The 10,507-nt window shown below is 68.6% G+C and carries 11 protein-coding genes, 1 tRNA gene and 3 pseudogenes; 8 read left to right on the plus strand and 7 right to left on the minus strand.

The genetic code is table 11. From position 1 onward, the window contains the following. Positions 1–32 precede the first annotated feature (32 nt). Positions 33–263: a DUF2277 domain-containing protein gene (locus tag CCL05_RS29005; RefSeq protein WP_086563579.1), complete on the minus strand. Its 231-nt coding sequence runs from the start codon at positions 261–263 to the stop codon at positions 33–35. 101 nt (positions 264–364) lie between these two features. Here CCL05_RS29005 and CCL05_RS29010 point away from each other — a divergent pair, with 101 nt between their 5' ends. After that, a complete protein-coding gene (locus CCL05_RS29010; RefSeq protein ID WP_086563581.1) occupies positions 365–1,267 on the plus strand; it encodes a ketopantoate reductase family protein in 903 nt (300 codons plus the stop codon). 66 nt (positions 1,268–1,333) lie between these two features. After that, positions 1,334–1,687 (plus strand): hypothetical protein, encoded by a 354-nt coding sequence (locus tag CCL05_RS29015; protein ID WP_086563583.1) that lies wholly within the window; start codon positions 1,334–1,336, stop codon positions 1,685–1,687. Positions 1,688–1,776: 89 nt separating this feature from the next. Here CCL05_RS29015 and CCL05_RS29020 read toward each other — a convergent pair. From CCL05_RS29020 to CCL05_RS29035, 4 genes and pseudogenes are all read right to left on the minus strand, one after another. Then, positions 1,777–2,996 (minus strand): annotated as a pseudogene (locus tag CCL05_RS29020) (IS701 family transposase). A 176-nt stretch (positions 2,997–3,172) separates the two neighbouring features. After that, the gene (locus tag CCL05_RS29025) at positions 3,173–3,922 is read right to left on the minus strand and encodes an SDR family NAD(P)-dependent oxidoreductase (RefSeq protein WP_086563584.1); all 750 of its coding nucleotides are present in this window, start codon (positions 3,920–3,922) and stop codon (positions 3,173–3,175) included. Positions 3,923–3,982: 60 nt separating this feature from the next. Then, the gene (gene egtA / locus CCL05_RS29030; protein WP_086563586.1) at positions 3,983–5,068 is read right to left on the minus strand and encodes an ergothioneine biosynthesis glutamate--cysteine ligase EgtA; all 1,086 of its coding nucleotides are present in this window, start codon (positions 5,066–5,068) and stop codon (positions 3,983–3,985) included. A gap of 109 nt (positions 5,069–5,177) precedes the next feature. Continuing rightward, complete coding sequence (locus tag CCL05_RS29035) at positions 5,178–5,564, minus strand: DUF427 domain-containing protein (RefSeq protein WP_086563587.1); 387 nt, start codon at positions 5,562–5,564, stop codon at positions 5,178–5,180. A 19-nt stretch (positions 5,565–5,583) separates the two neighbouring features. Between CCL05_RS29035 and CCL05_RS29040 the strand changes: the two genes are divergently transcribed. Further along, positions 5,584–5,772, plus strand: a complete 189-nt coding sequence (locus CCL05_RS29040) for a hypothetical protein (RefSeq protein WP_158102508.1) — start codon at positions 5,584–5,586, stop codon at positions 5,770–5,772. 264 nt (positions 5,773–6,036) lie between these two features. On the opposite strand, the gene CCL05_RS29045 is transcribed toward CCL05_RS29040, so the two are convergent. Then, complete coding sequence (locus tag CCL05_RS29045; protein WP_086563590.1) at positions 6,037–6,783, minus strand: SDR family NAD(P)-dependent oxidoreductase; 747 nt, start codon at positions 6,781–6,783, stop codon at positions 6,037–6,039. A gap of 182 nt (positions 6,784–6,965) precedes the next feature. Between CCL05_RS29045 and CCL05_RS29050 the strand changes: the two genes are divergently transcribed. From CCL05_RS29050 to CCL05_RS46475, 4 genes and pseudogenes are all read left to right on the plus strand, one after another. Next, the gene (locus tag CCL05_RS29050) at positions 6,966–7,874 is read left to right on the plus strand and encodes a LysR family transcriptional regulator (RefSeq protein ID WP_086563591.1); all 909 of its coding nucleotides are present in this window, start codon (positions 6,966–6,968) and stop codon (positions 7,872–7,874) included. A 405-nt stretch (positions 7,875–8,279) separates the two neighbouring features. Continuing rightward, positions 8,280–8,801 (plus strand): annotated as a pseudogene (locus tag CCL05_RS29060) (MvdC/MvdD family ATP grasp protein); the annotation flags it as partial. 23 nt (positions 8,802–8,824) lie between these two features. Next, positions 8,825–9,412: an rRNA adenine N-6-methyltransferase family protein gene (locus CCL05_RS46470; protein WP_244204449.1), complete on the plus strand. Its 588-nt coding sequence runs from the start codon at positions 8,825–8,827 to the stop codon at positions 9,410–9,412. Beyond that, the gene (locus tag CCL05_RS46475; RefSeq protein ID WP_244204450.1) at positions 9,355–9,900 is read left to right on the plus strand and encodes a methyltransferase domain-containing protein; all 546 of its coding nucleotides are present in this window, start codon (positions 9,355–9,357) and stop codon (positions 9,898–9,900) included. Before CCL05_RS46470 ends, CCL05_RS46475 begins: the two co-directional genes overlap by 58 nt. Positions 9,901–9,981: 81 nt before the next feature. On the opposite strand, the gene CCL05_RS29070 is transcribed toward CCL05_RS46475, so the two are convergent. Then, positions 9,982–10,053 (minus strand) — tRNA-Val (locus CCL05_RS29070). A 199-nt stretch (positions 10,054–10,252) separates the two neighbouring features. On the opposite strand from CCL05_RS29070, the pseudogene CCL05_RS44170 reads away from it, so the two are divergent. Continuing rightward, positions 10,253–10,507: pseudogene (locus tag CCL05_RS44170) on the plus strand (DUF4097 family beta strand repeat-containing protein); the annotation flags it as partial.

Consider the following 10,507-nt stretch of genomic DNA (forward strand, 5'->3'; position numbering starts at 1 on the left):
GGCTCGTGGGCCCTCGTGGGCCAGGGCGCACGCTAGCTTGCCTGCTGAGCCCGGGCGCCGCGGATCTCCAGCCCGTCCAGCAACTCGGCCGTGGCCTGTGCGACGGCCTCCACGGCGCGGTCGAACACCTCCTGGTTGTGAGCGGCGGGGGCGCGGAAACCCGACACCTTCCGCACGTACTGCAACGCGGCAGCCCGAATGTCCGCTTCCGTGGCCTCTTCGGGCAGGGCGGGCGGACGCAGGGTCTTGATACTCCGGCACATGCCCCCAGTCTCGCCCTTTCGGCCCCCGTACGACAGCGTCGGCTGCCATGATCTCCGCGAGGCGGCCACCACCGTGGGGCCGACCGACGAGAGGAACCGACATGGGGAACGAACTCACCGTGGCCGTCCTGGGCCCCGGCGGCGTGGGCGGTCTGCTCGCCGCCCTGCTCTCCCGCGCCGGCCACCGGGTGATCTGCCTGTCCGGCGAGGAAACGGCCCGTACCCTGCGCACGGACGGCATCCGGGTCCGCAGCGCGCACTTCGGCGACTTCACGACCCGGGTCGAGGCGGACACGCACCTGCGCGAACCTGTCGACGCGTGCCTGGTGGCCGTCAAACACACCGCCCTCGACGCCGCCCTGGAGCGCGTCCCGGCACCCGCACTGGCCGACGGACTCCTCGTGCCGTTCCTGAACGGCGTCGAACACCCCGCGACCCTGCGCGCCCGCTACCGCCCCGACCGCGTCGCCCCCGCCGTCATCCGCGTCGAGTCGACCCGTGTCGCCCCGGGCGTCATCGAACACGGCAGCCCCTTCGCGGAGATCGACCTGACCGGCACGGCGGTGCCCCGGACCCGCCTCGACACCCTCGCCGAGACTCTCGCGGCCGCCGGCCCGGCCACCCGGGTCCAGGACGACGAGACGGCGACCCTGTGGGCGAAGATGTCGTTCCTGGCCCCCATGGCCCTGCTGACCACCCGCTACGGCGTCCCTCTCGGAGACGTCCGCACCCGTCACCGCGACGAACTGACGGCACTGGTCGAGGAGGCGGCCGCGATCAGCCGCGCGTGCGGCGGACCGTCGGACCCGGCGCGGGCCCTCGCCGGCTACGACGCCTTCCCACCACCGATGAAGTCCTCTATGCAGCGCGACGCCGAGGCGGGCCGGCCGCTCGAACTGGACCCCATCGGCGGCGCGTTGCTCCGCGCGGCCGAGCGGCACGGCGTACCGGCCCCGGTGACGGCCCGGGTGGTGGGCGAGCTGTCCGCCGGGGCACATCCGTAGCGGCACGCCGCATGAACCACGGGAAGAAACTCGCCTGGCTAAATCGAACAGGCGTATCATTGGGCCGTGGCAACGACCTATGACTTTCCGAGTGACCTCCTCGCCGGTCAGGAGGAACTCCATCAGGTCCGGGCCGAACTGTCGGCCCTGCTGAAGCGGCTCCCCTGGTCGGTCGAACCACTGGACGGCTTCAGCGACGACAACGGCTGGCGCAAGGTGGAGCGCCCCGCCTCCCCCGGCTGGACCGCCGACGAACAGGCCGAGGTGGAGAAGCTCCGGCGGCGGGAACACGAACTCGCGGTGTTCATCAGCACGCACCGCTACTGGTCCGAACTCTCCGGCCCCGAGCGGGTGGCGGCCCGCTCGGAACTCAAACACGCGCACGAGGCTCCGCCGGGGGAGACGGACGGGGCCTCTTAGTACTCCAGCAGCGCTTCGTGTCTTGAGCTGCGTTTTTGGTAGTGGCAGCGGTGGGCGACGGCTTGGTGGTCTTCTCCAGGCCGACCATTTCAGTGCATGGGCGACGGGATCGCGGTCGGCTCGTGGACGGGGCAGGAGCGCGTCCAGGAGCCGCCGGATCTCTGCCACGGTGAGCGGGACGAGGGCTGATCCGTTTCTGCAGCCCCCCTTGCGGCGCTGTCAGTCTGGGCGGCGAGTGCAGTCAGGACGGCGTGGGCGAGCATGGACAGGGTGATGTGCCGATACCAGCCGATGTAGCGGCGGACCTCGTACTCGTCCAGGCCGCATTCGTTCTTCGCAGTCTGGAAGCACTCCTCGATCGCCCACCGGCTGCCGGCCACCCGGACCAGTTCGGCGATCTCGACGCCGACGGGTGCGTAGGCGAGGTAGTAGGCGATCTCGCCGGGGTCGGAGAGGCTGCGGCGGGCCATGACCCAGCGGTGATGGGTTGGCGGATCGGGATCGAAGATCAAGTTGGCGGCAGCTTGGCCGCGGCCCAGTCACAGACCCGTGCCCCTTGGCCCCGTCGCCGCAGGACAGCCGCGGCATCGTCGGGTGCTTCGTCGATGAGCCAGATACCGGCCAGGGACTTGATCTGCTGGGACTTGGGCACCGCCACCACATAGCCGACGTCGAGTTGCTCGAGCAGGCGACGAAAGTGCCAGTCCTGCCCGTAGGCCTCATCCGCGGTGACCCACCTGGCGGGCAGGCCGGCCGTGAGGCAGCGACGCACGATGTCCCGGGCCAGTTCGCCCTTGGTCGCAAAGCCCCGCTCGTCGGGGATCTTCGCCGCCCGACACCGCTGCCGGTCGGAGGTCCAGGCTTTGGGCAGGTAGAGCTCGCGGTCCACCAGGGCCCGGCCCGAACTGGTGGCGTAGGCGGCGAACACCCCGATCTGGCAGTTGTCGATCTTTCCGGAAGTACCGGTGTACTGCCGGCCGACCCCGGCCGAGGTGGTGCCCTTCTTGATGAACCCGGTGTCGTCGATGATCAGCACACCGCCAGGTCCGAGCCGTTCGGCGACATAATCACGGACGTCATCACGCAAGGCGTCCGCGTCCCAGACACTGCTGTTGAGCAACCGCTGAAAGCCGTCCGGAGTGCGGTGACCCGCCCACTCCGCGAGCTGTCAGCCGTTTTTGCGTGTCGTCTGTCCCAGCAGACCACGGACATAGTCCCGCATCCGCCACCGCAGATCCGCCCGAGCGAACCGGCCCGCCACCCGAGCGAACACCGATTCCAACTCACCAGCCCAGTCAGGGGACTTCAGTCATCCCCTCCATACCAGGACAACGGCAAAAGCCAGCTCAAGACACGAAGCGCTGCTGGAGTACTAACTGCCGTACCCGGAGTTCTCGAACTCACCGATCCTGCGAATGAGCGGAGTGATCCCGCGCCAAAACGGTAGGACAAGCTCATGCCCAGTTCCGATCCGGCCGAAGCGGGCTATACCTGAGCCATTCCGCCGTCGATGCAGAGTTCTGCACCTGTCATGAAACTGCTTTCGTCCGAGGCGAGAAACAGCGCACCATTGGCGATCTCCTCGGGAAGCCCGAGGCGGCCCATCGGGACAAGGGTACTCATGTGGGCTCGGAGAGTTACTGGATCTTGACCGAAGTACTCGGCCTGTCCATCGATGATGAATGTGTCGATCGGTCCCGGACTCAGCACGTTGACCCGAAGACCCCGGTCGCCGAACTCTGCCGCCCACGTGCGCGCGTAGGAGCGCACGGCGGCCTTCGCCGCGCTGTAAGCCCCTGCCCCGGGATCTCCCTTGAATGCCGTGATCGAGCCCAGCAAAATGATCGAGCCGCCCGTTCGTAGAAGCGGCAGCGCCTTCTGGACGGTGAACAGTGTGCCGCGGGCATTGAGGTCGAATGTTCGGTCGAAGTGTTCCTCGGTCACGTCCCCGAAGTTCATCCGCTCAATGCTTCCGGCGTTCGCTACGATCACATCGAGGTGCCCGCTCTCCTGACGGACAGCCTCGACCACATTGTCGAGATCACCCGGCACTGTAGCGTCCGCGGTGACCGCCGTGACATGTCCCTCAATGGAAGCCTTCGCGGCTTCGAGCGCCTCCTTCCGTCGCCCCGTGATGTAGACGTGGGCGCCTTCGCTTCCGAATCTCTGGGCAATCGCCAGGCCAAGGCCCGCGCTCCCGCCAGTGACGAGGGCTACCTTATTCGCGAGACGCATACTTTCTCCTTGAGTCGAGACTGTGAGCACCGGACACATTGCTTTTCCTCATCCTGCTTTTTACGGCTGGCGTCGCAGGACTTGTGTGCCTGCGGGACGCGGCTGCCGTCCCGCAGCTTTTCGGGGCCGCTGTGAGTCCGGGCAGAGTGGCTCGGTTGCCGCGTAGGCGGCATCGGCCGCCACCGTGTCGTTCAGGAGCGTCGCGGCCAGCACCGTCGGCACGACCCAGTCGTCGCCGTTCTGCGCGTCGGTCATCCGCAACTCCAGCCAGCCGCGCGGTCTGACCGGCGGGAACAGAGTGCTGAGGTGGTAGTCCAGGTCGGCCAGGGTCGGCGGCCTCAGCTCGGGTACGCCCCGCAGCCAGGCGCGGAAGGTCAATCCAGAGGGTGCGGACCAGTCCCCGTCGGGGTCGCCCGGTACGCACATCACCTGCGCGTCGAGCGCATAGCGGGTCCAGGCCACACGGGGGTCGCAGTGGTAGCGGGGCGGGCGGGTACGACCGGCATCCATCCGGGACCAGACGTCCTGCCGGCTGGACAGCCACCCGGTGGGCCACCCGTCCTGTATCGGGGAGTTGGCGAAGGCGGCGACGAGCACGGGACCGATACGGTGGGCGAGTTCCCAGCGGGAGCGGTAGCCGCCGACGCCGCGGGAGTCCTCGCCGGAGTCCAGGTTGATCTGTACGGATGCGGTGCGGCGCATCATGTCGCGGCCCCAGGGGCCCTCGCGGTCGAAGAAGCTCTCCATGGCCCGGTAGCGGGGGTGGTCGAGCACGCGAGGCGGTTCACGATAGGGATCGAGGCCCCGACCGACGAGTGCCAGATCGGCCTGCTCGAGTGCCGTGCGCAGTACGGCGAGATCCGCGGCCATCATCTCGACGCACGCGCCGAGCGAGAGGGCCGGCGGGGAACTCAGCTCCAGCTGGCCGCCCGGCTCACGGGTGAGCCTGCTGCCCCCGGGCAGGGCGCCTGTCACCTCGACCGGCGCGAGTGCGGCGTCCAGCCGGTCGACGGATATCAGCAGCCCAGGGTTGTGGCGGTCCTGGACCAGCCACTCCGTCTCCACACCAATCCGCTCAGGGAGGCCGGTCTTGAAACACACGCCGAACACATACGCTTCCGCCTCCTCCAGGGTCAGTTCGGTCATTTCTGTCCCCCTCTCGCACCATCTGGTGCGGGTCAGGCGGGTGTCGGGCTGGGTGCGGGGGTGGAGCGGCGTGTCGAGGGGGAAACCGCTCCACCCCCGCGCGGGGCCGTCAGTTGAAGACGGCCTCGGAGGTGATCTCAACGTGCTCGGGGTAGAAGGCGACGCGGCCGGCGATCGCCCCCACGGCCTCGAACGGCTCCTCGTAGAACCACACCGCGTCCGGGATCTTCTTTTCGGCAGTGGTGAGGCTGTAGTAGGACGCCTCGCCCTTGTACGGGCAGTAGGTGTGGGAGTCCGTCCGCTCCAGAAGTGCCTGGTCGACATCGGCCAGCGGGATGTAATGAACGGCCGGATAGCCGGCCTCGGTCAGCGTGACCGCAGAGGTCGTCTCGGCGACGACCTTCCCGCCGTCCCGAGTGACCACCCGGATCAGACTGGAGTTCTCGACAATGTCGATGGGGTGGTCCGGCCCAGGGATCCTCTTCTCACGGGACATCGACGTTCTCCTTTATCTCGTGGATACCGGATACAAGTGGAGGGCCCTGCCCGAGGACTTCCCGCCCTGGCGGACCTGTTACGGGTACGACGCCGGCAAGGAAATCAATGACCGCAAGCGGCACCTGGTCGTGGACACCAGGCGAATCACCCGCCGAACCTCCCGCAGGAGCGGACAGCCGGCCTCCCGCGAGGCTCAACGCGACTGATCGTCTCGGAGTGACGGCCAGCAGTCTCACCGGGAGATAGGCCCTCGAACCGGCCTCACTGTCACACCACCACGACGGCTCCATCGGGCAATCCGCAATGCCCGGCTCACAAACAGGCACTCGGGATGCGGGCCACGCCCGGAAAGGCTGGGGCGGTTGTGTCATCGGCCCGGCTGGTGGTCGGCGTCGTGACCCGGTTCGGTCTCCGGCCGCACACGGACGGGAGGCCGGAGACCATCGCGGTGGCGGTGGTCGCCGGGTCGTTCAGACGGCGAGGCGACCGCCGTCGGCCACGATCACCTGGCCGGTGACGAAGCTCGCGCGCTCGCTCGCCACGAACGCGATGACCTCGGCGAGTTCCTCGGGCGTGGCGTTGCGCTTGAGCGGGTTGATCTCGGACCAGGTCGTGAACTGGTCGGCGCCGATGAAGTCCACCACGTTATCGGTGTTCACGTTCCCAGGGGCCACCGCGTTGACGCGTATGCCGTACCGGCCCCACTCCGCGGCCCAACTACGGGTGAAGGACTCGATGGCCGCCTTCTGCGCTCCGTACGTCGCCATCTGCGGCATGGCGATCGCGGCGGCGATACTGCTGATGTTGATGATGTTGCCGCCGCCCCGCTCGATCATCCCCCGGACGAGTCGTGTGCTGAGGACGAAGGTGGCGCGCACGTTGGTGTCCCATGACTCCGCGTTCGCTTCGACGTCCTGCTCGAGGGTCGGCTTGATGCTGGCCCTGTAGCTTGCCGCGTTGTTGACCAGCACGTCGACCTCACCCGCCTCCTTCGCCAACTGCTCGACGTCGGCGAGATCACTCAGATCAGCGAGGATGAACCGGGCCTTTCCTCCGCCGGCGGTGATGTCGTCCACCACCTCGGCCCCGCGCTCAGCGTTGCGGCCGGTGATCACCACCGACGCTCCGTCGCGTGCGAACGCGTGCGCCGTCGCGGCGCCGATACCTCCTCGCGACCCCGCACCCGTAACCAGGACGCTCTTGCCCTCGAAATCCATTGTGTGCTCCTCGAAAAGAAAAGATGTCTGACGGCGCGCGCCGAGGTCGGGCGGCAGCTTTCCGGCCCTGGTGGCCGGGCTGGACGTGCACCACGGTAGGACCGGCCTGACATAGAGGCAAATAGTGGCAACGTATACTCTGCATTGGCATCTCCTATGTCACGTCGAAGGTTGGATCTCGAATGAACCTGCGCCAGTACGAATACGCCTTGGCGGTCGCCGAGGAGGGCTCGATGACAGCGGCAGCAGAACGTCTGCGGGTCACTCAGCCTTCTCTGTCGCAGCAGATCGGCGCCTTGGAGAAGCACCTCGGGGTGCAGCTGTTCACCCGCACCCCCAGCGGGGTGACGGTGACGGTGGCAGGGCGGGCCTTCCTCGCGCAGGCGGAGATCGCGACGACCGCATCCCGGCGGGCCATCACGGCCGCACGCGCAGCCGACGGGGAACTGGCAGGTGAACTCATCATGGCTGTCCACATGGGCCTGGGAGCACGCCAGTTGCCCCACGTATTGGGGCAACTGCGCAATCGCCACCCGAAGCTGCAGGTGACTCTCCACGAGGAGCCCGATCCCACGGACATGGAACGACTGGTCCGCCAGGGAACCCTCGACATGGTCCTCGTGCACCGCATCCCCGCCGGGTGCACCTTCGACACCCACCGGCTGGGCGAGGAAGCCTACGTCGCCGTCCTGCCGAAGGGGCACCCGCTTCTCTCGGACGGCGCCGCCTTGCGCCTGGAAGACCTGGCGTCAGAGGGGTGGATCCGGTTCCGGCGCGCCAGCCTGCTCGACGACTACCTCGCCCGCCTGCTCGCCGACGCGGGCCTCAGCCCGCACACGGTGGCCCGGGCGTCACAGATCTCCACCGCGGTGCGGCTCGTGGCGCAGGGCCTGGGCGTCACTGTGGTCCCGGCCTCGGCCATCCCCGAAGGCTTCGAAGAACTGGCCTGCCCACTGCTGCCCTCCCTGACCGAGCCCGTCCTCGTCGGCGTGCGGCGCAATCCGGGTGCGGCGGAAACGGCCATGCTCGACCATCTCAACCAGCAGAACTGGTGCGGTACAAGCCTCCTCTCCCAGCCCGCAACTGACTGAGCGTTCACTTTCCACGGTGCGCCAACAGGGAACGACCTCGGGCCCCGAAGCGCCCTTCACGATGCCGCCCTGTCCCCAAACTCACCCAGGAGCAGCCGACGCGCTCGCTGCTCTGGGTGTGCGGTGGGCCAGGTGATGGCGGGGGTCAGTGCCTGTTCCTGAACCTCGTACCGGCAGGTCGAAAGGCTGGGAGAGGGGGAGGGCGGCAAGGCCGCGCTGGAAGGTCTGCTGTGCCTTGCTCGTTCGTCGCCCGCGTGGCGGCAGGGGCCGGAGGCCGCGCCTGGGCGGGCTTCACGCCCAGCTCGGACAGCCGTTCCTGCTCCTCTGACAGCAGTTTCCAGGTGGCCGGCTGTTTCTGCCGCTGACGCCATCGTCCGATGTCGTCGCCGTCCAGGAGTACGCCAGGTGCGGTGTCGGGCACGACACCGCCGGGTTCGTCTTCGGCGAGGTGGGCGAGGACGCGGTAGGGACGTCCCGGTCGTGCGGCTCGACTCGGGGGACTTCCCCGCATCACTGTCGGTGGAGGCAGAGATCACCGAACACGGCCTACGCGGCCGTCTCCTCACCCCCTCCCGCAGCGCGGACCTCACCAACATCAGGGCCCTGTACTACCGACGGCCGACCGGATTCGCCTTCCCGCACCTCGACGAGCAGGACGCCCGGTTCGCCGTCACCCAGGCCCGGTACGGACTCGGCGGAGTCGTCGCCTCGCTGCCCAGGTGTCTCTACGTCAATCACCCGCACCGCATCGGCGACGCCGAGTTCAAACCGGCCGGACTGACCACGGCCGCCGACGCGGGCTTCCTGGTTCCGCCGACCCTCATCACATCCAGCCCCGACGCCGCCCGGGAGTTCATCAAGGCGCACGGCTCGGTCATCTACAAGCCGCTGCACAACCCGCTGTACCGCGTCGACGGCGTCTCCTCCTGCACCAGCAGCTCATCAACAGGATGACCACCAGTGGCAGCCTGCGCACCGAGCCGTGGAAGCGCGCCGCCGCAGCCGTCCCCCGGCACGAATTCCTGCGCGGCGGGTTCTTCCGGCGGGCCGTCGGGACGGACTTCACCGCGTGGGAGCCCGTACGAGTGGATGACGCGGGCTGGCTGGAGGGCTGCTACGCAGACGAGTCGCTGGTGACCCAGATCGCCGGCACGATCGTGCCGGAAGACATCCACGGCCAGATCATGCGCGAGCCGACCAGCTCCAGCACGCAGCCGTCGCTCGTGCTGCGCATGCTGGAGGACCTCAAGGTCGACGACGGGCACAAGGTCCTGGAGATCGGGACCGGCACCGGCTACTCGACCGCCGTGCTGTGCGCGCGGCTCGGCGCCGGGAACGTCACCTCGATCGAGTACGACTCGCGCGTAGCGTCGCGGGCGCGGGCAGCCCTTGGCCACCTCGGTACATTCCCCAACCTCGTCACCGGCGACGGACTCGTCGGCCACGGTGCTGGAGCGCCGTACGACAGGGTCATCGCGACATGCGGCGTGCGCGCGGTGCCTCCCGCCTGGTCCAGCAGACCCGGACCGGCGGCCTGATCCTGGCGACGATCTGCGGATGGCTCGGCTCCTCGGAGCTCGCGCGCCTGACGGTACACAAGGACGGTACGGCGTCCGGCCCACTGCTGGGCGGGGCCGTGTCCTTCATGCTCGCGCGGCCGCATCAGGCGCCGCCGGTCGGCCTGCTCCCCGACTTCAACGAGGGCAAGGAACGCGAGACCGGCACCGGGGCCGACGTGCTGAACAACTGGACCTCTCGGTTCGTCGCGCAGCTCGCCGTGCCGGGCGCCCAACGGCTGACGATCCAGCGGGACGGACGGAGCGAGGACGTCCTCGTCGACGTCGAGACCGGCTCGTGGACTGCGGTGTATCAGGACGGCGGCCGGTGGGTTGTCCGGCAGGACGGTCCGGAGGCGCTGTGGGACCACGTGGAGGAGCAGTTCGGCCGCTGGTGCGCGGCCGGCGCACCGACGCTGGAGGGGTTCACCGTCACCGTCACGCCGGAGGGGCAGACCATCAGCTGGTGATCAGAGGCCGGTCCCGTTCGATCACAGGAGAGGCCCCTCAGGGAGTTACCTGAGAGGCCTCTGACCTACTACTCAGTACCGTGGGCGCGGACGGTTTCGAACCGCCGACATCCTGCTTGTAAGGCAGGCGCTCTACCCCTGAGCTACGCACCCGGCTCCCGGGCCGCGCGCCCAGGACGAGTCGACAGCCTACATTGCCCGGGGCACGGTCCCGCAAACCCGATCCGTGGGTCGGCCCGGGGGTTAACCCCACTGTCGTTCCGGGAGCCGTCCGGATCCCCCGGCGGGTCCTGGATCCATACGGTCGTAGCGCGCTCGGAAGCGCGAGTCGTCCGCCCAGGGGGAGATCGTCATGGCCCGCACCACCCGCAGCACTACCCGCACTACCGGCACTACCACCGGCACCACCCGGACCGTCTCCGCCCGCGCGGGCGCCGTCGCCGGTGCCGTCGTGGTGCTCGTCGCCGGTCTCAGCGCCTGCGGCGCGTCCGCCGGGGACGATACCGACCCCGACCATCGGGCCTTCGACCTGCAGAGCCGCACGCTCACCGTCGACTCCGACGACTCGGCCCTCGAGATCGTCGCCGCCGACGAGAACCCGTCCGGC

The sequence above is a fragment of the Streptomyces africanus genome, assembly GCF_002150735.1.
GTDB lineage: Bacteria > Actinomycetota > Actinomycetes > Streptomycetales > Streptomycetaceae > Streptomyces > Streptomyces africanus.